This window comes from Streptomyces fradiae ATCC 10745 = DSM 40063 (assembly GCF_008704425.1).
GTDB classification, from domain to species: Bacteria; Actinomycetota; Actinomycetes; order Streptomycetales; family Streptomycetaceae; genus Streptomyces; species Streptomyces fradiae.
Genome location: NZ_CP023696.1, coordinates 2,264,429 through 2,289,562 on the forward strand (window position 1 = coordinate 2,264,429; position 25,134 = coordinate 2,289,562).

Here is a 25,134-nt window from a genome sequence, read left to right on the forward strand (position 1 = left end):
CACGGAGGAGCCGAGGGCTACTGTCCGGAAGGTTCCGATAAGGGGGATTCGCGCGAACCATGGAGGCCGACCGATGTCCCAGGCACTCACCCCCAAGGGCGAGCTCGCCGTCCGCGCCGCCGCACCCCGGGAGTCGGGCCCCGGCGAGCTGACGGTGGCCCTCTACCCCTACGTCCCGGACCCCCAGCTCTTCCAGGACAAGGTGTCGCAGGCCTGGGCGGCGCTCGGCACGGGGTACGCGCTGTCGTTCCAGACGTACGACCCCTACAGCGGGCCACCGGCACCCACCATCGACGTCTTCGCCTTCGACTGCTCCTTCTCCGGCTCCCTCGTCGGGGAATACGCCGTCTCCCCTCTGCGGCCCGACGAGGTCGACAGCCCGGAGGACCTGTACCGGTTCGCACGGGACGCGGCGACGGGCCCCGACGGCCACTTCGTGGGAATCCCGTACCTGGGGTGCTGCAGCACCCTCTACTACCGGGACGGCGACCAGCCCCTCGGCAAGCCGGAGCTGTCACTCGACGCGCTGTTCGCCGTTCTCGGGGCGGCCCCGTACCCCGAGAAGGAGATTCCCGCGCCCGGACAGGGCCTCATCGTCGAGCTGAGGGGCTCCACCACCGACGCCTGCATGTACCAGCAGGCATGGGAGCAGCTGAACGGCGGATGCGTACCCGAGCCCCCGCTCCCGGCAGCCGACAGGCTCGACACCCGGGCGCTCGACGCGCTGCGCAAGCTCGTCAAGATGGCGGGCGTGGCCCAGGCGGCCTTCAGGGACCCCGGCTCGCAGCGCGTCAAGTGGTTCGAGGCGGGGCTCGGACGGGCGATGGTGGGCTTCACGGAGTGGCTGCCCTCCATGAGCCCCGGTCTGCGCAAGACCGTCGAGCTCCGCGCCCTGCCGCTCGGGCCGGGCAGGCCGACGCCGTGCTACGCGGACGCCATCGGCATCAGGCCCGGCCTCGAAGGCGAGGACCGCGCCGCGGCCGTGCGGCTGGCCAACCTCGTCGCCTCGTCGGACCTCCTCCAGAGCGCCGTGAGCTCCCAGTACCTGGTGCCGGCCCGCGTCAGCGCGCTGAGGAACCTGGCCCAGCGGGATCCGGTGTACGCGAGGATCCAGAGGATGCTGGACGCGGCCGACCCCTGCGGCTTCCGGCTCGGCCCAGGCGGCCGGCTGTGGATCAGGGAAGTGGGGCCGAAGATCGTGAGCGGCCTGCTCGGCATCTCCATGGTCACACCCCCGGTGTCGGCACTCTCCGCCGAGGCGCCGGACGCGTTCGAGTCCACCCCGGCCGGGATCTGGCGCCGCGGCTTCTAGCGTCGCGCCTCACGACGCGGGGCGGGGTCCGGCGCGCGGCCTGGTGAGCCGGGAGCGCGCCGGACCGGGGGCGGCCACGGACTCGCGCGACCGGGCGGGGCCGGGGCCCCGGGATGACGGGCGGCGGGGCGCCGCCACGGGGGGAGTCGCGCCCCACGGCGGGGCGGAGACGGAGGTACGGCGGACCCGGCGGGCGGAGTCGGGGGACGGCCGCCCCGGCGTGGACGGGGCACACCGCTCAGCCCCTCCGGGCCCTCAGCCCCTTCAACCCCTCCCGGCCCTGCCCCCCTTCAGCCCCCTCCCGGCCCTCGGGGCACTGCGGAGCCCTCGGGCACTGCGGAGCCCTCGGGCCCTGCGGAGCCCGCGAGACCCTCAGGGCGCCGTCGCCGCGCGTGCGGACCTGCGCGGCGGACCTGCGCGGCGGACCTGCGCGGCGGACCGCATGCCGCGCCGTCCGAGGCGGCGCCGCAGCCGACGGCGATCTTGCGCGGCGCGCCGCGCCGCACGGCGCGGAGTGCTGCCGCACAGGCCCTCGCGGGGCCATGCTCGCCACGTCCATGACAATGTCACAGGACCGACCCGTCCCGTTCACACGCGGGTCGGCGCCGGCATGGCAGTCTCCCCTTGCCCGGCGGTCAACTCGCGTAGATCGCCGAAACGTTTCCTCGCCGTGTCCCTTCGCGTCCCCCTCGTCCCCCCTCGTCCCCTCGTGTCCCCACCTCGGGAAAGGACTCCCCCATGCCGTCATCCCCGGCCGCCCCCGCCCGCCGCTGGAGGGTTCCCGTGCTGGCCGCCGCCGCGCTGCTGGTGGGCGTGACCGTACCGGGCGCCGCCGCGGCCCCGGCCCCGCTCCCGGCCCCCGAGGCGACCGCCTCGGCCGGCACGGCCACGGCGTCCGCCGCCGTCACCGCGTACGACGACACCTACTACGCGCCCGCCGTCGGCAAGACCGGCAGCAGCCTCAAGAGCGCCCTGCACTCGATCATCCGCGACCAGGCGAAGATCTCGTACTCGGCGGTGTGGACGGCCCTCAAGGAGACCGACGAGGACCCCGCCAACAGCGCCAACGTCCGCCTCCTCTACAGCGGCACCTCCCGCTCCAAGTCCCTCAACGGCGGCGACCTCGGCGACTGGAACCGCGAGCACGTGTGGGCCAAGTCCCACGGCGACTTCGGCACCGCCACGGGCCCCGGCACCGACCTCCACCACCTGCGCCCCGCCGACGTGAAGACCAACAGCATCCGGGGCAACAAGGACTTCGACATGGGCGGCAGCGCGGTCAGCGGCGCCCCCGGCAACTACACCGACTCGGACAGCTTCGAGCCGCGCGCCGCCGACAAGGGCGACGTCGCCCGCATGATCCTCTACATGGCCGTCCGGTACGAGGGCACCGACGGCTGGCCGGACCTGGAGCCCAACAACTCCGTCAGCAACGGCAGCGCCCCGCTCCACGGCCGCCTCTCGGTGCTCAAGCAGTGGAACGAGCAGGACCCGCCGGACGCGTTCGAGCGCAAGCGCAACGACCTGATCTTCAGCAAGTACCAGTACAACCGGAACCCGTTCATCGACCACCCGGAGTGGGTCGAGGCCATCTGGTGACCTCCTCCTGAGTGGTGACGCCCCGTCAGTCCTCCGTGTGGGTCGGCGCGAACATGCGGAGGACCGCCGGGAGCACCACCACCGAAGGACCGGGCGCCGCCAGGGCCTCGCGCAGGTCGCCCTCCAATTCCTCGGGCGTGGTCCGCCTCGCCGGCACGCCGAACGACTCCGCCAGCGCCTCGAAGTCGGGGCGCGCCAGCTCCGTGCCCGTGGCCCGGCCGTACGACTCCGTCATGTACTCGCGCAGGATGCCGTAGCCGCCGTCGTCCACGATCAGCCAGGTCACCGGCAGGTCGTGCTGGCGGGCCGTGGCCAGCTCGGCGACCGAGTAGAGGGCGCCGCCGTCGCCGGAGACCGCCAGGACCGGGCGGTCCGGGTCGGCCGCGGCGGCGCCCAGCGCGGCCGGGTAGGCGTAGCCGAGGCCGCCCGCGCCCTGCGCCGAGTGCATGGTGCCGGGCCGCCGCGGGTCGAACGCCGACCACGCCCAGTACGCCAGGATCGTCATGTCCCAGAAGGACGGCGCCGTGTCGGGCAGCGCCTTCCGCACGGCCGCGAGGACCTGCCGCTCCAGGGTGAGGCCCTGCGCGTCGATCCGCTCGCGTACGGCCTCCAGCACCGCCCGTACGCGCTCCGGCGCGGCCGGGTCGTGCCGCTCCTCCACCGTCTCCAGCAGCGCCGACAGGGCGAGGCGGGCGTCGGCGTGGATGCCGAGCGCCGGGTGGTTGGACTCCAGTTTCCCGAGGTCGGCCTCGATCTGCACGACCCGGCCGCGCGGGTGGAACGTGTGGTAGTTGGACGACAGTTCGCCCAGGCCGGAGCCGACGACCAGCAGGACGTCCGCGTCCTCGAGGAAGTCCGTGGTGTGCCGGTCCTCCAGCCACGACTGGAGCGACAGGGGGTGCTCCCACGGGAAGGCGCCCTTGCCCCCGAAGGTCGTCACGACCGGCGCCGACAGCCGCTCGGCCAGCGCCCGCAGCTTCGTGGCGGCGTCCGACCGCACGACCCCGCCGCCCGCGACGATCGCCGGGCGCTCGGCCCGCGACAGCCAGTGCGCGGCCAGCGCGGTCAGCTCCGGACGGGGCACCAGGTCGTGCGGGGTGGCGTCCGGCGCGGTCACGACCGGCAGGTCCGTCGGCGCGGCCAGCACGTCGGCCGGGATCTCCACCCACACGGGGCCGTGCGGGGCGGTCAGCGCCGACTCCCACGCCGCGGCGACGGCGGAGGGGATCTGGCTCGCCGTACGGGCCTCGTGCACGGACTTCACGACGTCCCGGAACGACGCCCGCTGGTCGCGCAGCTCGTGCAGGTACCCGTGGCGCCCGCCGCCGAGGCCCCGCGCGGGGACCTGCGCGCCGATGGCGACGACCGGTGCCGACGCCGCGGCGGCCTCCTGGAGGGCGGGCAGCGCGGTCAGCGCGCCGGGCCCGGCGGACAGCAGGAGCGGGGCGGCCTCGCCGGTGACCCGGCCGTACGCGTCGGCGGCGAAGCCCGCGTTGTTCTCGACGCGCAGCCCCACGTACGTGAGGTCGGAGCGGCCGAGCGCGTCGAACAGCGCCAGCGCGTGCTGCCCCGGCAGCCCGAACACGGTGGTCGCGCCGAGCCCGCGCAGGGTCTCGATCACGAGGTCCCCGCCGGTGCGGCCGGGCGGGGCGCTCAGCGCCGCGGCCGTCTGGGCGGCGGTGGGCCGCAGAACGAGGTCGTGGTCGTGCGTCATGGTCTCCGGGCTCCTGGGCGGTACGGCGGCACGCGACCGCGCGGCACGGTCCGGCCCCGCAGGGAGCGGTCATCCCCTGCGGGCGTGCCGGTCCTGTGACGGGCGGCCGTCCCGTACGAGGTGCGGGTCCCGTAGGGCCGGCGCGTCCCCTACGGGCGTTCCGGCCCCTAGGGGATGGTGCACCCCCCAAGGGGCGGTACGCCCCCTAGGGGCATGCTGATCCCGTAAGGGCCACCGGTGCCCCAAGAGGCGATCGGTCCCGCAGGGGGCGGGGCGACCCTACAAGACCGGCCGCGACCCGCACGGGAGCCGCGACCGCCCGTACGGCGAGGCGCTCCCCTGCCCGACGGTGTGGCTCACGCCCCGGCGGTGCGGGCCGCCGCGATCTGGCGGGACATGATCGTGGTCAGCTCGTACGCCGTGTGGGACGCGGCGACGGAGGTGATCTCGGCGTGGTCGTACGCGGGGGCGACCTCCACCACGTCGGCGGAGACCAGGTTGCAGGACGCCAGGCCGCGCAGGATCTCCAGCAGCTCGCGGGAGGTCATGCCGCCCGCCTCGGGCGTGCCGGTGCCGGGGGCGTGGGCCGGGTCGAGGCAGTCGATGTCGATGGAGATGTACAGCGGGCGGTCGCCGATGCGCTGGCGGAGCTGGTCGGCGACCTCGTCGACGCCCCGGCGGTACACGTCCGCGGAGGTGACGATGCCGAAGCCCATCTTCTCGTCGTCCGTGAGGTCCTGCTTGCCGTACAGCGGGCCGCGCGTGCCGACGTGGGAGAGCGCCTCGGTGTCGAGGATGCCCTCCTCGACGGCCCGGCGGAACGGCGTGCCGTGGGTGTACTCGGCGCCGAAGTAGGTGTCCCAGGTGTCGAGGTGGGCGTCGAAGTGGAGCAGCGCGACCGGGCCGTGCTTCTTGGCGACCGAGCGCAGCAGCGGCAGGGCGATGGTGTGGTCGCCGCCCAGCGTCATCAGGCGGGCGCCGGTGCCGAGGAGGTCGTCGGCGGCGGCCTCGATCGTCTCGACGGCCTCGTTGATGTTGAACGGGTTGACCGCGATGTCGCCGCCGTCCGCGACCTGGGCGAGCGCGAACGGGGAGGCGTCCTGGGCCGGGTTGTAGGGGCGCAGCAGGCGGGACGCCTCGCGGATGGCGTTGCCGCCGAAGCGGGCGCCGGGGCGGTAGGAGACGCCCGAGTCGAAGGGCACGCCGACCACGGCGACGTCGGCGGTGCCGACCTCGTCGAGGCGGGGCAGGCGGGCGAACGTCGCCGGTCCGGCGTAGCGCGGGACGCGGGAGGAGTCGATGGGACCGCGGGGCGTGCCGCTGGTGCTGCTCATGTGGGGTGCCTTCTTTCCTGCGCTCGCGCCGTACGTCGCACACACGGCGTCCATGGACACGACGGTACGGCCGCCGGACCCCCCGTAGAAGTGTACGTTTCTTCCATTCGGGGGTCGCGGAGTGGAGGAAGCGTCCATGACGGAGCGGACCGAGGCAGCGGAACCGGCGGGACCGGTGGGACCTGGGGGGCCGGCGGGGCCTGCGGAGGCGGTGGCGCCTGCGGGGCCGGCGGAGGCGGTGGTGCCGTTCGGGCCGCCCGTGCGGCTGGCGGCGCTGCTGGCCCGGCGCGAGCTGGGCCTGCGCCTGGTGGCGGGCGATCCGGGGGCCGAGCTGCACTGGGTGCACACCTCGGAGATGGCCGACCCGTACCCGTACCTGCTCGGCGGTGAGCTGCTGCTCACGGCGGGGGTGCAGCTGGCGGACGCGGGGGCGGACCCGGAGCGGTTCGTGGCGCGGGCGGCGCAGGCGGGCGCGGCGGCGCTGGGGTTCGGGGTGACACCGGTGTACGACACGGTGCCGGAGGCGCTGGCGGCGGCGTGCGCGCGGCACGGGCTGCCGCTGGTGGAGGTGGAACCGGGTACGACGTTCGCGGCGGTCGCGCGGGCGGTGTGGCGGCTGAGGGCGGACGCGCGGCTGCACGAGCTGCGCCGGGTGACGGACGCGCAGCGGGCGCTGGCGACGGCGGCGGCGCGGCCCGGTCCGGTGCCGGCGGTGCTGAAGGTGCTGGCGGGGCGGCTGGGCGGGTGGGCCGCGCTGTACGCGCCGGACGGCTCCGAGTACGCGGCGGCCGGGCGGGGGCTCACCCCGGAGGAGGCGGCGGCGCTGTCCCGGCTGGTGGCGGTGGTGGCACGGGCGGAGCGCCGCCCGTCGTCGGCGTCGGACACGGTCGCGGCCGGGGGCGCGGTGGGCCCCGGCGGTGGTGCGGGCGGCGCCGGGGGCGGGGCGGGTGCCCCCGGCACGGCAGGCGGTACGGGTGGCTCCGGTACGGAGGGCGACCCCGGCGCGGTGGCGGCACGCGGTACGGGCGGTCCCGGCACGGCAGGCGGTCCGGCCGGCCCCGGCCCCGGCACGGCAGGCGCTCCGGCCGGCCCCGGCCCCGGTGGCGCCTCCAGGGGCGTGCGGCTCGTCGCGTACAGCCTGGGCACCGGCCGGGAGGGCCTGACGCTCGGCCTGGCGCTGGCGCGGCACGAGGAGGCCGACCAGCGGATCGCCGAGACCGCCATGGTGCTGCTGTCCCTGCTGACCGCGCCCCACCAGGGCGCCGACGAGGCCACCCGGTCGGCCGCGCTGGTACGGCTCCTGCTGGGCGCCCGCCCCGAGGAGGTGGCGCCGCTGCTGGGCGAGGCGCCCTGGACGGTGGTGCACGCGCGCGGCGGCGACGGGCAGGCCCCGCCCGCGCTGGGCACCCCCCTCGTGGACGCGGCCGGGGGCACCGTACGGGCGCTGCTCCCGGCCGGCCGGGAGGCGGAGCCGCAGCCGGGCTGGACCCTGGGGGTGAGCGCCCCGGCCGGGCCCGGGTCGCTGGAGGCGGCCGACGCCCAGGCGGCCCGCGCCCTGCGCCGCGCGGAGGCCGCGCACACGGGCCTGGCCCGCCACCGGGCGGGCGGCCTGGACGCCCTGGTGGATCCGGCCGAGGCGGACGCGCACGCCCGCGCCCTGCTGGGCCCGCTCCTGGACAGCCCGGCCCTGCTGGAGACCCTGCGGGTGTGGCTGTCCCTGCACGGCGGCTGGGACCGCACGGCCACCGCCCTGGGCGTCCACCGCAACACGGTCCGCCAGCGCGTCGCCCGCTGCGCGACCCTGCTGGACGCGGACCTGGAGGACGCGCAGACCCGTATGGAGCTGTGGTTCGCGCTGCGGCGGCTGTGAGGTGGGGCGGGCGGGCGGGGCGTGCGGGGCCTGGCGGACCTGGGACGCCAGCTCCTGTGATCCGGCGAGGGAGAACACCACGTCCGTTCCGGGGTGCCGCCCGCGGGGCGGGCGGTTCGGCCCCTGGCGCGCCGGGAGCCGGACGGTGGCCGGAGGTCGCGCGGGGGCTCAGGTCCCGTGCGTCGCCAGGCAGAAGGGGTGGCCCGCCGGGTCCAGGAGCACCCGCCACACGTCGGGGCGCGGCTGGAAGGAGGGCAGGACGGCGCCCAGGGCGAGCATCCTCTCCTGCGCGGCGTCCAGGTCGTCGACGCCCAGTTCGAGGTGGGCCTGCTTGCTGTGGGAGGGGTCGGGCCAGGCCGGGGGTCGGTAGCCCGCCTGGCGGACGAAGCCCAGCCCCGGGGCCCCCTCCCGCCCCAGCAGGACGAAGTCGTCGCTGCGGTACAGCACGGGCAGGCCCAGGGCCTCGCCGTAGAAGCGGGCCAGCTCGGCCGGGTCGGGGCAGTCGAAGTCGCAGGAGAGGAGACGGATCTCTGGGGTGCTCATGGGACCGGACCGTAGGCCATGACCCTGACAGGACGTGTCCTGGTCGTACGGGACACTGGCTGCTCGTGACCACGACCTCCTCCCGCCTGCTGCGCCTGGTGTCGCTGCTGTCCGCGCGTCCCGAGTGGACCTGCCGCCAGCTGGCCGAACGCATGGCGGTCACCGACCGCACGGTCCGCCGCGACATCGCCCGGCTGCGGGACCTCGGCTACGGGGTCGAGTCCGCCCCCGGCCCCTGGGGCGGCTACCGGCTGAGCCCCGGCACCCGGACGCCGCCGCTGGTACTGGACGACGAGGAGACCCTGGCCGTCGCCGTCGCCCTGCGCGAAGCCGCGCTCAGCGGGGTCCTCGGCACCGGGCAGGCCGCCCTCTCCGCGCTGCTCAAGCTCCGCCAGAGCCTGCCCGCACGCCTCGCGGGCCGGCTGAGCACGATGGACGCGGCCCTCGAACACACCCCCCGCTCCGGCGAACCGCAGATCGACCCGCTCCTGCTGCTGGAACTGGCGCGGGCCTGCCACAGCGCCCTGCGCGTCACCCTCTCCTACCGGGACCACGCCGGCCGGGCCTCCGTGCGGGCCGCCGACCCGTACCGCCTGGTCCACACCGGCCAGCGCTGGTACCTGGTCGCCCGGGACGTCGCCCGACGGGAGTGGCGCACGTTCCGCGCCGACCGAGTGATGGGCGTGCGCTCCACCACCGAACCGGCCGACCTGACCGATCCGCCCGACGCCGCGGCGCTGGTCTCCCACGGGATAGCGAGCGTCGTGTACCCGGTGTACACGACGGTCCGCCTCCCCCTCCCCCTGGACCGCGCCCTGCGGAAGGTGCCCCCCACCATCGGCACCCACCACTCCGACGGCCCCGCGGCCACCGTGGTCCGGATCGGCGGCAACAGCGTCGACCAGCTCGCCGCCTACCTCCTCGGTCTGGCCACCCCGCTCACCGTGCTGTCCCCGGACGAGGTGCGCCAGGCACTCGTCCGCCACGCCCGCGCCCTCCTGGCGGCCAACCGCTGACCGCGACGGACACCGGGGCGGCGAACACCGGCTTCCGCTCGTCGCGTTGCGGTCGGGTGCCCGCCGGGCGAAGCCCCGGCAGCGTGCTGCCCCTCATACCAACCTCGACCTCATTCGTCTTTCTGCGTGAGGTCCCCCATCCACATGCGCCGCCCCAGCTCGTCGAGTTCCGCCTTGCGCTCCTCGTACTCGGGCAGGGCCCGTCCGAGCAGCGCCCAGAAGCCCGGGCCGTGGCCGTGGACCTTCACATGGGCGAGCTCGTGGGCGATGACGTAGTCCACGAGGTGCATGGGGAGCTGGAACAGCGGCCAGCCGAGGCTCATCCGCCCCTTCTCCCGGTTGTCGGGGCCGGGCCGGTAGCTCCCCCAGCGTCCCCCGAGGTCGGACACGTCCAGGGCGGGCTCGGGCACTCCCATGCGGGCCGCCCACGGCTGAAGGCGCCCCACGGCCCACCGACGGCCGGCTCGGCAGTACCAGGCGGTGAGCGCGGCCCGTCCCAGGGCGGCGTCGGAGGCCTGCGTCGCGCTGAGCACGAGCCGTCCGGCGACCAGCCGCACAGGGGCCTCCGCCGCGCACTCGTGGTCAACGGTGAGCCGGTACGTACGCCCCAGGTACCGGAAGACCTCGCCCTCCACGAGGCGCTTGGGCGGAGTCAGCGGACGGGTGCGCTCCCGGAGCGCGACCTTGTCCGCCACCCAGTCCCTATGCGCCCGGACGAAATCCACCGCGTCCGCCTTCGAGCACCCCTGAGGCGCGTGCAGGGTGACCGCGGCATCCAGCTCCACCGTGAGCGCGAACCGTCTGCGCCGGGGACTGACTCGCACTTTCAGCGCCAGACCGTCCACGGCGAGCCGGTCGCCCTCACTGAGGGCGACCGGCGCTGCGGAGTCGAGGATCGGGGCGGTCACCCCGCCTATTCTCCCCGCCCCCTCGCCAGGAACGACTTCCGGTTGCGGTTGGCGTGGGCGGCGAGTCCTTCCGCGAGCGCGCGAAGGGGCCCCCAGTCCGGCCCGGCAGGCAGCACCTGCCCCTGGATCAGCGTCGTCTCGATCTTGTTGGCGAGATGATCGATGTCCTGCCCCTGGCCCTGGTACGAGGCCTTGGACATGGTGCGTGCCGCCGTCTCGCACACCGCCTCGGCCACCTCCCGCAGGTTCACCTCGCTGGTGTTGAGGTCCGGGTTCTCCACCGCGTCCTTGTCCAGCATGCGGTACACCACCTGCTCCAGCGGCGTGAGCCCCGCCAGCCGCGGATCCTCCTCGGTCTCGCGGCGCACCTGCTCGAACAGCGGCCCGAACGCCTGGATCTGCTCCTCGAACCGGCCGGGCATCTCCCGCAGGATCTCCTCCAGCCGCTGCGAGAGCCGGGTGTACTTCTCCGGGTCCTCCCGCCTCACGCGTTCCTCCAGGTGGAAGCGAAGGGCGTGTCCCATCTCGGCGGCAGCCTCACGCGCGGGCATGGCCCGCACCCGCTCGTCGAACAGCGGCGACGCCAGCGACACGGGCGCGATCACCTGGTCGATCTCCGGACCCTCCAGGTGCTCGGCGATCAGAGAGCGGACCTTGCGCCCGTACAGGCGCAGCGTGAAAGCACCGCCCGGAGCGTCGCGGTGGAGCGTACGGATGCGCTTCTGCAACAGGCCCCATCGGCGGGCCTCGCCCACGTAGTCCAGGCCCCGCTCGTGGGGCAGCACCCGCTCCAGTGTGGCGAGGAACTCGTGCAGCACCGTGTCGAAGCCCATGCGGACGGCCTCGTCCTCGAAGGCCAGGGCGGCGGACCGCACGGCGGCGAAGTCGACGAGGTCGGCGTCGATGACACCGGCGTGCTCCTGGAGGTACCGGCGCACCTTCTCCGCCGCCGGTTCCAGGGCGCCGACCTCCACGGACATGCTGAGCATCGTGTCGTCCACGTCGGCCGCCTCGTAGTCGGCGAGCGCGTCGCTCAGATGCTCGAAGACTCCGTAGTAGTCGACGACGTATCCGATCTCCTTGCCCGGCATGGGCCGGTTCACCCGCGCCACGGCCTGGAGCAGTTCGGCGTCGCGGATCGGCCGGTCCAGGTACAGCACCTGCTCGCGCGGGGCGTCGAAGCCCGTGAGCAGCATGGACTTGACGATCAGGAAGGCGATGGGGCTCTCGGGGTGCACGGGGTCGGGCTCGGTCTCCGGCTTGCCCGGGTGTTCCGTGGCTCCCCGGGACCACGGGTTGCCGCCGGTGTTGGCCGGGCCCGACGGCTTGTTCACCGGGACGTGGAAAGGCGTGGTGACGACCCAGTCCGGTTCGGGCGGCAGGACGGGGAAAGCCTGGTGGAAGCGCTCGATGTACGCGGCCTGCCGCACCGGGTCCGTCCAGTGCAGCCACTGGCGCCGCTTGCGCTCCTTCCCGGGTGAGACGACCGGCACGAAGTCGATCCGGCGCAGCAGCGAACGGAACGGGTACGCCTGGAAGAGGTACCGGGTCCGCCGGTCCATCGCCTCGATCGGCGTCCCTGCGACCGACTCGGGACGGAACGCGGCGAGCTCCGCCAGCAGGGCGTCCCGTGCCGCCCGCAGCGCGTGGTGGTACTCGACGGCAGCCTTCCGGCTGACCGCCGCAACCTGCGCCTTGAAGCCGCCGCCCGGCAGCACCGTCGTCACCCAGTGCTCCAGCATGTCCGCGGCCTTGGCCCGGATCATCGGCGTCGATTCGGCGACGTCCCTCTCCGTAGGCCACCGGTGGAGCAGCCGGCGCCGCTCCTCGTCGGTGCGGTCGCGGATGAGGTCCTCGAAGCGCCGGTCCAGACCCTCCTGGTCCAGGACCGCCCCCTCACCGGTGCGGCCCTCGTACCGGATGCGGACGACCACGCCGTCGCGCTCGGCGTCCGCCATCCGGTACTCGTCCAGGAACCCCCGGCCGGGACCGCCGCTGAAGATCCGGCGGGTGTCCTCGGCCTCACCGGTGATGATGGGGGTGCCGGTGAAGCCGATCTTCGCCGCGTTGGGGATCGCCTTGCGCAGCGCGGCATGCAGCAGGTTCGTGTGGGACCGGTGCGCCTCGTCGACGAGGACGAGGATGTCCGGGGAGGTGTTGCACTCGGGGAAGTTCGGCACCTTGGGCCGCTTCGCCGCACGCCGCTCCCGCCGGGCCTTCTCCGCCTCGTCGTACTCCGCGGCGAAGTCCCGGTCGTCGCCGTCCCCCTCTGCCTCGCCCGCGAAGGTGAACCCGCCGGCCCCGTACTTCTGGATCATCGCGAAGACGACCCGCCGGCCGCCGTCCCGCAACAGCCCCTCCATCTGGGCCGCGGTCTTCGCGGTCTCCACCTCGGACTCGCTCAGCCGCAGCGTGCCGGCGAGCTGTTCCTGCAGCTGGGTGCGGTCGGTGACCACGACCACCATGAACTCGCTCAGCCGGTGGTGCAGATGCATCCGGCGGACGAGGAACGTCATGGTGAGGGACTTGCCGGAGCCCTGGGTGTGCCAGATGACGCCCCCTCGCTCGTCCTCGGTGTCCGGGCCGCCGCGCGCCCTGCCGGTGAGGAGCTTGCGGACCGCCTTCTCGGCCGCCCGGTACTGCTGGTGGCGCGCGACGGCCTTGACCGTCCGGGCGCCGCCCGACTCGGTCGGGACGGTCATCGGGATGATGTAGTGCCGGACGATCCTGAGCAGCGCCTCGGGGCGCAGGACTACACCCACCAGCTTGTGCCGCTCGTTGAGCTTGCCCGCACCGCCCGGCAGCTCGGCGGTCAGCGTCGCCGGGTCCTCCGGCTCGACGCTCCGCCAGGGGTGGAAGTGCTCCGGGGAGGAGGTGATCGTGCCGAGGTAGGCGGTCTCCGTCGTCGCGGCCACGAGCAGCTGCACCGTGCGGAAGAGTTCCGGGACCCCGGCGGGAAGCGGCAGGCCGCCGCCCTCCCGTTCGTCGTCGGGCAGGGGGGATCCGGCGTAGTGCCGCAGGTCGAGGACGGCGCTGCGGATGGGGTCCGCGAGGTCCGGGCTCTTGCACTCGAAGGCGACGAGCGGGATGCCGTTCACGAACAGGACGATGTCGAGGACCGACACCTCACCGGACCGGCTGCGGACGCGGAGCTGGTCGACGACGGTGAACTCGTTGCGGTCGGCACGCTTCTCATGCCACTCGACGTACTGGACGGTGGCGGACGACCCGCCGTGCGCGGCGGACGGGTTGAAGAGCGTCAGCCCGCTGAGGAGGAGGTCGGTGGCGGCGAAGTTGGCCCGGTCCACGCCCTCGCCGAGGGAGACGTCGGCCAGGGCGGCGATCGACCGCCTGACGTCGTCCTTCTCATCCATCCACGGCCGGCCGTCGTCGGCACGGAGGTTGATACGCCGCAGCGCCCTGGCGAGCTGGTCAGTGAGGAACGGTGCACCGGCGTCGAGCGTGCCGACGTCCTTGCCGGGGACGTGCTTCCAGCCCATCGCCTGCAGCTGCGCGACGGTCGGCCGCTCCACCTCGTCCCGCTCGGCCTGCAAAGCCGCCATTCCCCCACGCCCCTCGCCCGCTCACGACACCGTGCAGGCGATCCATTCTGCGCGATGGGCGCGGGGCGGGCGAGAGTTCAGGCCGCCGGAGGGTTCCGGCTATTCGGGGTGATCGGCACGAACGGCGGCTCCTTCCAGCCGTGCGCCCCGGCTCAGCGCGACGCGGTGCACGTCACGCAGGGACTCCGCCAGGCGGGCGACGACGTAGCGGAGCTGCTCGGGGGTCGCCGAACGGTCGCCCAGCATTTCCTCGACGTGACCGAGGAGATCGTCCGCCATGTCCAGCTGCACGCTCTCGACGTTGTCGGCGACGCGGGAGATGTATCCCCCACCGTCACCGATGAGGTAGCAGGGCTGGCCCTCGGCACCGGTCCAGGGGAGCAACCGGGCAGCCTCGGTGGCGTACCGGGTCACGACGTGACCTCCCTTCCGTGGATGAGGCGCGGGCCGATGTCGATGCCGTGCACGGCGAGCCAGAGGGCACGGCGGCGGCCTCGCTGGCGGCGGGCTTCCGCCTGGCGGCGCTCGTGCGCGAGGAGGTAGGGCCGAACAAGCGGGCTGTTCTCTCCCCAGAACCACGGCTCGGGCACGGGCGCGGCGGTGGGAGCGGGTGCGGGCGAAGGCGGTACGGGGAGGGGGTGGGCACACGGCTGGCGGTGGCGACCTGGCGGCGGCCACAAGAGCCGCAGCAGCGGGTCGAGCATCCGGGCGATACAGTGCAACACGTCGTCAACTCCTGACTAGTTGAGGGCCACGCCCCCGGACCGTTCACGTCGGTCGCGGGGGTCTCGCACGTTCGGCTCCGGCGGGCGCGCCCACCCACCGGAACTTCAGTCCGTAGCGATTCCCTCACAGCGTGAGACCGACAGGGCTACGCTGACCAGGGGGTTCGAGGTGACAGAGCTTTTGTCGCAGAGGGGTTGACGATGACGAACGTCTACGGGGAGTGGCTGAAAGCGCAGCGGGAGGCGGCCGGCCTCACCCAGCAGGAGCTGGCCGACCTCGCGATCATGACCCGCTCGCACATCGCCCACATCGAGGCGGGCCGCAGGATTCCCTCAGCGGAAGACGCACGGCGGCTGGACGGCGCGCTGGGCACGGGCAACGTCCTGCAAAGCTTCCTGCCGAAGCAGGACGTGGCGGTCGCGGACTACTTCGAGGCGGCGCTGGCGCTTGAGCGGCAGGCGACGGTGATCCGCGAGTTCGCCCTGTCTTTCGTGCCGGGCATCCTCCAGACGGAAAGGTACGCACGTGCGGTTCTGAGCACGTCGTACCCCCCTGTGAGTGAAGAGGAGTGTGACAGGCTCGTCGTCACACGACTGCAGCGCGCGAAGGTGCTAGTGGACCCGGTGAGCCCGGTGGTGTGGGCGCTGATCGACGAGGCGGTGCTGCGCCGGGTCGTGGGCAGTGAGGACGTCATGGCGGAGCAGATCACGCACCTGGTCCGCCTGGTGGAGTCGAGGCGAGTGCGGGTGCACGTGCTGCCGTTCGGAGTCGGCGCCTACCAGCTGCTCCAAGGCATGCTGAGCCTGATGTGGTTCGAGGACCAGCCGCCTCTCGCATACTCGGAGGGGAACAGCGTGGGCACGGTCCACGACTCCCCCGCCCTGGTCACCCGACTCCAAGGTGCCTACGATCTCGCACTGAGCGACGCGCTTCCGCTACGGGAATCGCTCGCCCTCTTAAGGGCAACGGCAAAGGACTACGAAGATCGTGACTGACCACACTATCCCCGACACTTCCACCCGCCAAGGCTGGCGTAAGTCGTCATACAGCGGTCCAGAGGGCGGCAGCTGCGTCGAGGTCTTGAACAGTTACCCCTCGGGGGTCCGTGTCCGCGATTCAAAGACTCCCTACGCCAAGGTCTTGATATTCTCGACGGATAGCTGGAAAAAATTCATCGCCACCATGCAGCCCGCAGACACCGAGACCAGCAATCTCTTTTAGCTCTCCGGTTCGCTCCTAATCGAGTCGGCTATATCAACCAGAGACCCTCGATCCGGAACAAACCATCTGCGTGTCCCTTGGACCGCTTTAGGAACGTCCTTACCCGCTAGTTCAAACATCACTTGCACAAGGCGACTTGGCGAATACCTGCCGCCATCCCACTCCCAGAGCAGCGGATTCGTTTTGTCATCCACCCAGGTCGCCCGCGACCTCCGGGGATCTTCGGACACCCAAGCGGATAGAGCCTTCCTCTCCGGTTTAGTAGCAGGGCGAAATTCGAGATGCACCCCTTCTTCGATTGCACCAGCATCAATAATTACGGTAACCGCGTTCGCTTGACGGGCTCGACGCTCTCGCTCCTCCGCCTTATAGTCAGGAGCGAGCTCGGGTGTCGGCCGTCCCGAAACCCAACCTTGCTTGACGAATTCGACAATCGCTACATACCTGCGCGCGGTCCGGAAGATACTCCACACCTGCAAAGTCTCAGCTGCACCAGAATCAATAGCCGCCATCACCCAGCGAAGGATCTCGCTTACCTGCACAGAAACGTCATCAAGAAGAATCCCCCATTCACTATCCGGGATAGTGGACCATTCAGGATTCTTTTGAAAGAAGAGATGCGAGATTAGGTTCCGGCCTTGATCGGCCAGAGATGCCGCCTTCCCTTCCCTATCAGATTGGGTACCCTGAAGGAATATACCCACTTCTCGAACTACCTGAACTGCACGCCAAGTCTTACGGGCATCTGGGTGGCGAAAAATTTCAAAGTAAGTATCATCACTCCAGATACGCCGCTCCTCCGAGTTAGAGCGGAACGACATCTCGGGGTTCGGGTGAGAGCACGCCAGCGCAACCGCGGCCTCAAGGATCCCGCACCCTTGCGACGCATCCGGCACTGACTCACCACGCTTGTTCGCATACTTCAGATCCAGCACCACATCGAATTCGTAGCGCAACCTAGCCTGGATCTTATCGAGGGCTCGAAAGTCCTGTTGAGCTACGCCATTCTGGGTGTTGGTAGCAACTGTCACTCTGCGATCAAAGTTTTGCGGCGTACCCTGAAGTGGGATCACTCTCACCGAAATGCGCGCCTTAGCCACAGAGGCAGGGTTACGCTCATAAGCTTCATGGATGGACGCAACCGTCTGAGCGCCGTTTACGACACTCGCGCCAAGGAGTTCCAGGTCACCCCTGAGGCCAGCCTCCATTCGATCACAAAGCACAGTAATACCGTTATGGAAGTACCAGAACTTTTCCGGCTCGGAAAGCAAGGTATCCACAATCCCAGAGTTCACCTTAGTCAGTCCAAGAGGGTGCCGAATGTTCCTCCTGAAGAGACGGTGCCTCTCTCCCGAATACCAGCTCGCAATCTGATCGGCAGAGATGTTTCCGAAGTAAGCAAGATAAGGCTCTTCAAGGAACCTCAGGTCGGTCATCTTGGCCCTGAGGTTAACCCTTGGGTCATGGATTCCTGCACGAATTGCAGCAATGAAATCCGAGAGTAGAAGCGGCTCGACTCGCATCACTTCTGGATCAAATTCATTACGCAGCTCCGTCAAGCCGCTTTGCACGTTCGGGGAAATGATTTGATCGCCAGCAAGCGCAGGAACCAGAACAATCTTGACCCGTGGATTATTCAGCGCAGAATCAAGATCCGGAACGAGTGGATCGATTCTTCGATTGAAACGATTATACTCACCCCTGACAAGCTTTCGCAGCCCATCTTCTAGCGCCCTTAGGGCATTCCCGTCAAAAGTCGCGTTTCCCTCCTTGCTCCACTTCGCCTGGATAATCCAAACTTGGGGAACCTCGCTGTCGGCATCGACAGCAATCGCATCGATACCCCAATCATCAAAGCTGTCAATTACACACTTCGCACTTTGCTCTGGGGTCATTCCTGTAAGGACATGCACAGAAAGAGCAGCCAATGCGCGACTAAGGAATGAGGAGCGCTTAATATGCTTCGGTCGATCGGTAAGGTCCGTCAAATCGATGAACTGAGAAAACTGGGCATCAAGTTCTGATTCGAGCTGTCGGACGTGAAGGTCTTTCATGCACTCACTCTCCTGATTTCCTAGAAATCACGGCAACACTGGGGTGCTGTCCACGGCTCCAGATAGAAGATTACCGATTACGCCGAGCTTAACCTCTCTAAGTTTGCTTAGCTCCGACACTTCGACGTCAATCAACCGATCACACGAGCGCAGCAAATCGATCAGCTGCTGCTGTTCACCGAGGCTGGACGGGAAATCAATCTCCAGCTCTCGGAGCTTCGTAGGGTTAACGTTGACCTGCTGGACGGCGACTGTCGAAATCGACCTGACTCTTTGACGAATTACGGGGTGCATGAGCCATTCAACCAGATATTCCGCAGAGAGTTGGGATGTGTCTGGGTTGATCCTTACAAGATAGGATGCGAAGGAAGCTCTTGGCAGTTCCCCTCGCCAAATTGCCGACTTTCCAATATGATCAATACTATTGGTTCGGTTAAACAAAACATCGCGATACTTAAGTTCCAGCTTGGCAGGAACAGGAGTGGGGCTATATCTCAGGTCTGACAACTCAAGTCGTCCGCCTTCAAGGTTGTTCATACGAAGAATGGGAACGCCGCGCGCATCACGGTTTAGAGCTTCGGAAACGCCGTACTCTGCCACAGGAACCACTTCTTTGAGTGGCACCCGGACCCACCCTTTCGGGGGTTCTCCCAGCTGCAAAGGGGACATAGCTGACAGCAGCGTGCCCTGACGCGCACTGCGCAGCTTCGCGATCGAAGTTAGGAGAGCACGCTCCTGCGCCGCCACCGCGTCGATCACCTCGACGATCCGCCGCTGCTCGGATAGGGTCCGCAGAGGGAAGAGCAGGGACCCAAACCGATTTCCGCCCAGGTGCGAGATGCTTGTCTTCTCTGCGATGCTGGCGAAAACTCCTTGCGCCCGCCATCGCACGAATACCGCTTGCGCGTACTCCGGAAGAACCTCGCCCCCCGGGCGAAATCTGATGAGCGTGTTCTGGAAGCAGAACGCTCCCGGCTCACCCGTATAGATGGCGCTCCTTCCCACCATCCGAAGGTTCTCCTGGCCTTCGTTGAGAAGAACGTCCCCGGGGCGCAGCCCGTATACCTCGCGTTCGGCCGACGAAAAGCCCATCGTCTTGACGTCGGACAGGTCGATCCGTCCCTCGTAGACGTTCGCGACTCGCAGGTAAGGGTGCTGCCCCGCCGCCTCCCGGCTGCTCGGCGAGAGCTGCTTGCCCATGCGGACTTCACCGACCTCCCGCACGGGAACCCATCGGATCTCGGCGTCAGTCGACATAGCCCAGCTCCTTCAGGAACCCGTCCAGCGTCGCCGCCGCGCGTTCGCGCTCCGCGCGGATCTCCCGCAGCGAAACCGCGTACTTGTCCGTCCACGCCGCGTACGCGTCGACCAACTCCCGTCGACGCTGCACCACGTGGCCCTCCAGCTTCCCCGCCAGGTCGTCCCGCAGCAGGTTCAGCACCACCCGGCGCTCACCCTCCGGGTCCTCCGCGTACCGCTTCCGCGCCGCGATCAGCCTCGGCGGGTCCTCCACCAGCTTGGACTGGTCCGGCCAGGGGAACCAGAACTCCGCCTCAAGCTTCTTGATGCGCGCCGCGGCCTTCGTCCGTTCCCTCTTCACGTGCGCCAGCTCCGCCAGCTGCTCCACGCTCAGCTCGACCTGTTCCCGTGTGACAGCATCCTCGTCACCCTCGGTCTCGCCGTCCTCCGATGCCTCCGGCTCGGCGTTGAGCTCCTTCCAGCGGGCGTCCAGCTCCGCCTTGCGGGCGTCCGCCTCGGCCAGTTCCGCCAGGAACTCCGGGACGATCGCCGCGACGACCTTGTGGTCGTACGCCTGGCGCCGCTCCGCCGCCGTGCGCTTGCGCAGCTTCCGCGTCTTCGGGTCCTGTTCGGGCGCGAGCATCGTCTCGACGTTCTCCACCCAGCCGTCGAGGACCCCGGCGAAGCCGTTCTCCGACAGGGCCAGCAGGTCGTACTTGGCCTCGTACCACCAGCCGGCCACCGCGCCCGCGAGCGCGTACCGGTCGAGCAGGCCGATCCCGCCGAGCCGCTCCACGAAGGAATCGATCAGCGAGCTCCGTACGGCCATCAGCGCCGCCTTGCGCTCCGAGGCCGTCAGGTCGGCCAGGCGCTCGTCCGTGGCGGCCACGGCCTCCAGGTGGCGGGCCTCCTCGTCCCACCACTTGGCGAAGGCTCGCCGCAGCTCCTCCTCGCGGGGCCGCGCCAGCTCCGCCAGCCGGGCGGCGTCCGGGCGCTCACCCTCCGGGAGGAAGTCCACATATGCCGGGTCCACCGGATCCCGCTCCGCGAACAGGTCCTCCAGCCGGATGCCGTAGGCGTCGAGCAGGTCCCGCCTGGCCTCGATCTCCGCGCGCGGCATGCCGCCCGTCAGGTGGGCCCGCACGTCCTGCGGCTCCGGCGGGGGCGTGTTGTCGACGTAGCGGCGGATGTTGAGGTTGTAGTCGTTCTCCCGCAGTTCCTCGCGCTCGACCACCCGCGCGAAGCCGGGCACGTCCTCGTACGCGCGGAACGTGGTGACGATCTTCTCCGCGTGCTCGGGCAGGAGCACGTTCTGCGCCCGCTCCGCGTGGTACTCGCGGTCGGCGTTGACAAAGAGGATCCGGCCCTCCCGGTCGCGGTCCTTCTTGCCGGGCGGGCGGAGCACCAGGATGCAGGCGGGGATGCCGGTGCCGTAGAAGAGGTTCGGGGCAAGGCCGATCACCGCCTCGATCGCGTCCTTCTCGATCAGCTCGGCGCGGATGTCCCGCTCGCCGCCGCCCCGGAAGAGCACACCGTGCGGCATGACCGTGATGACCATGCCGCCGCGCCCCTCCTGCTTTGTCATCCAGAGCATGTGCTGGAGGAACATCAGGTCGGCCTTGCCGCGCTCGCTCGTCGCGCCGTACTTCGCCCGCTCCGCCTTGTGCGGATAGTTCTCGTACGAGTAGTCCATGGAGAACGGCGGATTGCTGAGCACACCGTCGTACCGGTCGTCGTCCGACCTCGGGACGTGCGCCGGCTCCGACAGGGTGTCGCCGGTGCGCAGGTCGAAGCGGGTGCTGACGCCGTGGAGCACCATGTTCATCGTGGACATGATCCAGGAGCCGCTGTTGGCGTCCTGACCGGCGAAGAACATGTTCTCGGTGTCCCCGCCGTGCTCCTCCACGTACTCCTTGGCGTGGATGAGCATGCCGCCCGAGCCGACGCAGGGGTCGTAGATGCGCGTGCCGTCCTTGGGGTCGAGCAGCTCGACCATCATGCGGACCACCGCACGCGGGGTGTAGAACTCTCCGCCCTTCCGGCCGGCCGTGTCGGCGAACTCCTTGATCAGGTACTCGTAGGCTGCACCGATCAGGTCCGGGAACTCGAAGTCCTCCGTCCGCAGCCGTACCCGCCCGAAGTGGGCGATCAGCATCTTCAGCCGCTGGTCGGCGAGCTTCGCCGCGCCGGCCGTGGCGCCCGAGCCGCCGATACGGTTGAAGTCGAGCTGGTCGAAGAGGCCTCTAAGCTTGGCGTTCTGCCCTTCGAGGGCCTGGAGGGCGGGCCTCAGACGCGTCTCGTTGATGTTGTGGGTGCCGGACGCGATCCTGGCCCAGCGCGCCTCCTGCGGGACGAAGAGGGCCCCGCGCTCGCTGTACGGCGACGGGCGCTCCAGGTAGCCCTCCAGCCGCTCCCCGGTCATGCCCGGCACGGTCTTCGCGTGCTCTCTGATCCGCTCGCGCGCCGCCTCGAACTCGTCGTTGGCCCGCTTCAGGAACAGCAGGCCGAAGATGTAGTCCTTGTACTCGGAGGCGTCCATCGTGCCGCGGAGGATGTCCGCGGCGGCGAACAGATGCCGCTCCAGCTGCGCGAGCGTGAGCTTGGCCACGTCACCGTCTTCCCTACGACCCGATATGACGAGGGAACCCTACGGCGACTCGGGGCGGAGGTGGAAACCGCGGAACCTGCCGGTCGCGATCCGTCAGTATCCGGCGACCCTGAGGCCCTTCTCGACGAACTCGTACACGTCCGTGTACGGGTCGCGCTGGTCCATCGGCACGTGGGCGGGATGCTGCGCGTTGATCTTCTGCGCCCACTTCTTCGCCTGGGCGAAGCTGTTCTCCGGGAGCTCGTCCGGCCGCATGTGCTTGAGCGCCTCGGGCGTCCCCGCGAAGGGGAGCTGCCTCACGACCTCCCCGCACACACCGCTGAACCTGCCGTGCACCGGCTTGTGGTGGAGCAGCCGCCACAGCTCGAAGCACGGGTGCGAGAAGGCGACCCGCACCCCCGCCTCGTCGGCGAGCCTCAGGGCCGCCGGGATCTGCAGGTGTTCGTCGCGGTCGAAGAGGCACCAGACCTCCGGCCACAGCTTCTCGTCCAGCTTCGCCTTTCTCGCGGCCCGCGTCTCCTCGCGCATCAGCCGAACCGCTGCCTCGACCAGCACGATCGGCTTGCGCTGCGAGCCCGGCGCGGACGCGTTCGCGATCCGGACCTCGACACCCGTGTCGGCGGGCTTGCCTCGCACGACCTCGATGTACTCCGGCTCGGTCACCCGGCCCTCGGTGAAGACGTGGACGATCTTGTAGCGCCGTTGCCCCTTCTTCGCGGGGCCCAGCGAGTCCTTCCCCCTCGTACGTGCCATCAGCCGCCGCTCCGCTCCGCCCCGGAATCGCGTTCCCGCTCGGTCGCCGCCAGCAGCCTCCGGGCGATCTGGCCCTCCAGCAGCGAGGGGACCGCCCCGAAGGCGCCGGCCAGATAGGACTTCATCAGGTCCTCGTCCTCACCCGGGGAGGCGGCGGTGAGCGGGTACAGGTCGGTCGCCCCGTCCTCGTCCTTCTCGGTGAGCCACACCTGGGCGGGCTCCAGCAGGCGGCCCCCGCTCGGCGTGGTGAGGACGGAGGGGTCGTGCGAGGTGAAGACGAGCTGCGCCCCCTTGGCGTTGGCCTGGGGGTCGTGGAACAGCCGGATGACCTCGGCGGCGAAGCGGGGGTGCAGGCTGGCGTCGAGTTCGTCGACGAGCAGGACCGCCCCTTCGTCCAGGGCCAGCAGCAGCGGGCCGAGGAGGGCGAACCAGGAGCGGGTCCCATACGACTCGTCACGCCAGTCGAGGGGGACGTCGCCCGTGGCGGACCGGTGGGTGAGCCGGACCTCCGGGCGGCCTCCGGGGCCCTCCACGGACTGCGCGCCGGTGATGCCGAGATCGGCGACCGTCAGCAGCTCGTTGATGCGGCGGGCGCGCCTGCCGGCCAGCTCACGCGTCGTGAACGTCTCCCGTTCCTCCCGCTCGACCTCCGGGTTGACCAGCCAGAGGTTGCGGCGGAACCAGTGGAAGAGGGGGGTGAGCTGCGGGTGGTTGTCCGTGCCGGCGGTGGAGAGCACCAGGGCGTTCGGCCGGGTGCGGCGCTCCAGGCCCGCGCGGTCCCGCACGCGGGCGCCCGGCCAGTCGTAGACCTTGGTGCGCGAGGCGTCCCGGTCGAGCCACACCTGGCGATGGCCGCGCGGGTAGCAGTGCAGCCACTCGGCCTCGACCCGGTCCGGGCCCAGCTCGAAGCCGTACGTCCAGCGCACGCCGTCGAGGACGAGGTCCACCTCGTAGAAGCTGGGCTCCTCGCTCCCCCTGCCGTCCAGCGCGAAGGGGGTCCGGTCCGTCCCGTCGTAGGCGGCCCAGCGGGCGTAGGAATTCTGGACCGCGCCGCTCATGTCGGTCATCGCGGCGAGGACGTTCGACTTGCCGGAGGCGTTGGCGCCGAAGATGCCTACCAGGGGGAGCACGCCGACCGCGCCTCCCGCCAGCTCGACGCGCCGCGCCGCGCCGCCCCGCTCGTCCTCGGACACGACGAACGTCAGCTCCTGCTCGTCGCGCAGTGACCGCACATTGGCCGTGCGGAATCTCAGCAGCATGCCGGCCCCTCTCCGCCGTCAGCGTAGTGGCTGGGTGCGACGGCGTCCCCGTCCGGACGGCGGGCAGGCGCGCCGGGCAGGCGCGCGGAAGGGGTGCGGCCAGCGGTTCGGGACATGCCGGCGACCGTGCCGGACGTCACTCTGGACACCGGAGTGACCGCTGGGTAACTTGACTGTTCGACTGAGCAAGCGCTTAGCCATGCCCTGAGCCGGGGCAACACCAGAACAGCCCAGCCGCATCCAAGGAGGCGTCGGTGCGCCGTACCGTATTCAACGAGGACCACGAGGCGTTCCGGGACACCATCCGCGCCTTCATCGAGGCCGAGGTCGTCCCCGTCTACGACGAGTGGTTCGCCGCCGGCCAGGCGCCGCGCGACTTCTACTACAAGCTCGGCGAGCTGGGCATCTTCGGCATCAACGTCCCCGAGGAGTTCGGCGGCGCGGGCCTGGACACCCACAAGTTCGAGGCCGTCCTGTACGAGGAGACCGCGCGCGCGGGCGTCCAGTTCGGCGGGTCCGGCGTGCACGTGCTGCTCGCCCTGCCGTACATCAAGATGCTCGCCAACGACGAGCAGAAGCGGCGCTACCTGCCGAAGTTCGTCACCGGCGAGGAGATGTGGGCGCTGGCCATGACCGAGCCGGGCACCGGCTCCGACGTCGCGGGCATGAAGACCACCGCCAAGCTCTCCGAGGACGGCACGCACTACGTCCTCAACGGCGCCAAGACGTTCATCACCGGCGGCGTCCACGCCGACCGCGTCATCGTCTGCGCCCGCACCTCCGCCCCGTCGGCCGAGGACCGCCGCTTCGGCATCTCCCTCTTCGCGGTGGACACCAAGTCCGAGGGCTACTCCATCGGCCGCAAGCTCGACAAGCTGGGCCTGCGCACCTCCGACACCGCCGAGCTGGCGTTCGTCGACGTGAAGGTCCCCGTCGAGGACCTGCTGGGCGAGGAGGGCAAGGGCTTCTACTACCTCGGCCACAACCTGGCCTCCGAGCGCTGGGGCATCGCCTTCGGCGCGTACGCGCAGGCCAAGGCCGCCATCCGGTTCGCCCAGCAGTACGTGCAGGAGCGCACCGTCTTCGGCAAGCCGGTCGCGCACTTCCAGAACACCAAGTTCGAGCTGGCCGCCTGCCAGGCCGAGGTGGACGCCGCCGAGGCCGTCGCCGACCGCGCGCTGGAGGCCCTGGACGCCGGTGAGCTGACGCCCGCCGAGGCCGCGTCCGCCAAGCTGTTCTGCACCGAGGTCGCGCACCGCGTCATCGACCGGTGCCTCCAGCTCCACGGCGGCTACGGCTACATGAACGAGTACCCCATCGCCCGCCTGTACGCGGACAACCGCGTCAACCGCATCTACGGCGGCACCAGCGAGATCATGAAGTCGATCATCGCCAAGTCGATGGGCCTGTAACCG

General features: G+C 70.4%; 19 protein-coding genes. 7 read left to right on the top strand and 12 right to left on the bottom strand.

All coding sequences use genetic code 11. The features are described from left to right. Positions 1-73 precede the first annotated feature (73 nt). Both bcmE and CP974_RS10080 read left to right on the top strand, forming a co-directional pair. Entirely contained in the window at positions 74-1,312 is a 1,239-nt protein-coding gene (gene bcmE, locus CP974_RS10075) for a thiamine pyridinylase (RefSeq protein ID WP_031128521.1), read from the top strand. A gap of 738 nt (positions 1,313-2,050) precedes the next feature. Further along, on the top strand, positions 2,051-2,911 hold the full coding sequence (locus tag CP974_RS10080) for an endonuclease I family protein (RefSeq protein WP_031128522.1): 861 nt from the start codon (positions 2,051-2,053) through the stop codon (positions 2,909-2,911). A 25-nt stretch (positions 2,912-2,936) separates the two neighbouring features. Here the strand turns inward: CP974_RS10080 and CP974_RS10085 are convergent, their stop codons facing one another. Next, entirely contained in the window at positions 2,937-4,625 is a 1,689-nt protein-coding gene (locus tag CP974_RS10085; protein WP_031128523.1) for a thiamine pyrophosphate-binding protein, read from the bottom strand. Positions 4,626-4,981: 356 nt separating this feature from the next. Continuing rightward, positions 4,982-5,959, bottom strand: a complete 978-nt coding sequence (gene speB, locus CP974_RS10090) for an agmatinase (protein WP_031128525.1) — start codon at positions 5,957-5,959, stop codon at positions 4,982-4,984. A 136-nt stretch (positions 5,960-6,095) separates the two neighbouring features. Here speB and CP974_RS10095 point away from each other — a divergent pair, with 136 nt between their 5' ends. Then, the gene (locus CP974_RS10095; RefSeq protein ID WP_078915314.1) at positions 6,096-7,829 is read left to right on the top strand and encodes a PucR family transcriptional regulator; all 1,734 of its coding nucleotides are present in this window, start codon (positions 6,096-6,098) and stop codon (positions 7,827-7,829) included. Between the two features lie 168 nt (positions 7,830-7,997). Here the strand turns inward: CP974_RS10095 and CP974_RS10100 are convergent, their stop codons facing one another. Next, on the bottom strand, positions 7,998-8,372 hold the full coding sequence (locus CP974_RS10100) for a VOC family protein (RefSeq protein WP_031128529.1): 375 nt from the start codon (positions 8,370-8,372) through the stop codon (positions 7,998-8,000). Between the two features lie 65 nt (positions 8,373-8,437). Between CP974_RS10100 and CP974_RS10105 the strand changes: the two genes are divergently transcribed. Next, positions 8,438-9,388, top strand: coding sequence for a helix-turn-helix transcriptional regulator (locus CP974_RS10105; RefSeq protein WP_031128530.1), 951 nt, complete (start codon positions 8,438-8,440; stop codon positions 9,386-9,388). 110 nt (positions 9,389-9,498) lie between these two features. Here CP974_RS10105 and CP974_RS10110 read toward each other — a convergent pair whose 3' ends face one another. The 4 genes from CP974_RS10110 to CP974_RS10125 form a co-directional block, all read right to left on the bottom strand. Then, positions 9,499-10,296 carry a M48 family metallopeptidase gene (locus CP974_RS10110; RefSeq protein WP_031128531.1) on the bottom strand — a complete coding sequence of 266 codons (798 nt, stop codon included), beginning with the start codon at positions 10,294-10,296 and terminating at the stop codon, positions 9,499-9,501. Positions 10,297-10,301: 5 nt separating this feature from the next. Further along, complete coding sequence (locus CP974_RS10115; RefSeq protein ID WP_031128533.1) at positions 10,302-13,859, bottom strand: type I restriction endonuclease subunit R; 3,558 nt, start codon at positions 13,857-13,859, stop codon at positions 10,302-10,304. A 99-nt stretch (positions 13,860-13,958) separates the two neighbouring features. After that, positions 13,959-14,273 carry a hypothetical protein gene (locus tag CP974_RS10120; protein ID WP_031128535.1) on the bottom strand — a complete coding sequence of 105 codons (315 nt, stop codon included), beginning with the start codon at positions 14,271-14,273 and terminating at the stop codon, positions 13,959-13,961. Next, the gene (locus CP974_RS10125) at positions 14,270-14,584 is read right to left on the bottom strand and encodes a hypothetical protein (protein WP_031128536.1); all 315 of its coding nucleotides are present in this window, start codon (positions 14,582-14,584) and stop codon (positions 14,270-14,272) included. The genes CP974_RS10120 and CP974_RS10125 overlap by 4 nt, the downstream gene beginning before the upstream one ends. Positions 14,585-14,785: 201 nt before the next feature. On the opposite strand from CP974_RS10125, the gene CP974_RS10130 reads away from it, so the two are divergent. Both CP974_RS10130 and CP974_RS10135 read left to right on the top strand, forming a co-directional pair. Then, entirely contained in the window at positions 14,786-15,580 is a 795-nt protein-coding gene (locus CP974_RS10130) for a helix-turn-helix domain-containing protein (protein ID WP_031128537.1), read from the top strand. Then, positions 15,573-15,806 (top strand): DUF397 domain-containing protein, encoded by a 234-nt coding sequence (locus CP974_RS10135; protein WP_078915315.1) that lies wholly within the window; start codon positions 15,573-15,575, stop codon positions 15,804-15,806. The genes CP974_RS10130 and CP974_RS10135 overlap by 8 nt, the downstream gene beginning before the upstream one ends. On the opposite strand, the gene CP974_RS10140 is transcribed toward CP974_RS10135, so the two are convergent. The 5 genes from CP974_RS10140 to CP974_RS10160 form a co-directional block, all read right to left on the bottom strand. After that, positions 15,803-17,860, bottom strand: coding sequence for an AIPR family protein (locus CP974_RS10140; protein ID WP_078915316.1), 2,058 nt, complete (start codon positions 17,858-17,860; stop codon positions 15,803-15,805). The genes CP974_RS10135 and CP974_RS10140 overlap by 4 nt on opposite strands. Positions 17,861-17,887: 27 nt before the next feature. Next, the gene (locus CP974_RS10145) at positions 17,888-19,117 is read right to left on the bottom strand and encodes a restriction endonuclease subunit S (protein WP_078915317.1); all 1,230 of its coding nucleotides are present in this window, start codon (positions 19,115-19,117) and stop codon (positions 17,888-17,890) included. Beyond that, on the bottom strand, positions 19,107-21,707 hold the full coding sequence (locus tag CP974_RS10150; protein WP_031128539.1) for a type I restriction-modification system subunit M: 2,601 nt from the start codon (positions 21,705-21,707) through the stop codon (positions 19,107-19,109). The genes CP974_RS10145 and CP974_RS10150 overlap by 11 nt, the downstream gene beginning before the upstream one ends. 93 nt (positions 21,708-21,800) lie before the next feature. Continuing rightward, positions 21,801-22,460, bottom strand: coding sequence for an RloB family protein (locus tag CP974_RS10155; RefSeq protein ID WP_031128540.1), 660 nt, complete (start codon positions 22,458-22,460; stop codon positions 21,801-21,803). Beyond that, positions 22,460-23,719 carry an AAA family ATPase gene (locus tag CP974_RS10160; protein WP_031128542.1) on the bottom strand — a complete coding sequence of 420 codons (1,260 nt, stop codon included), beginning with the start codon at positions 23,717-23,719 and terminating at the stop codon, positions 22,460-22,462. The genes CP974_RS10155 and CP974_RS10160 overlap by 1 nt, the downstream gene beginning before the upstream one ends. 254 nt (positions 23,720-23,973) lie before the next feature. Between CP974_RS10160 and CP974_RS10165 the strand changes: the two genes are divergently transcribed. Continuing rightward, positions 23,974-25,131: an acyl-CoA dehydrogenase family protein gene (locus CP974_RS10165; RefSeq protein WP_031128543.1), complete on the top strand. Its 1,158-nt coding sequence runs from the start codon at positions 23,974-23,976 to the stop codon at positions 25,129-25,131. The last annotated feature ends 3 nt before the right edge of the window (positions 25,132-25,134 follow it).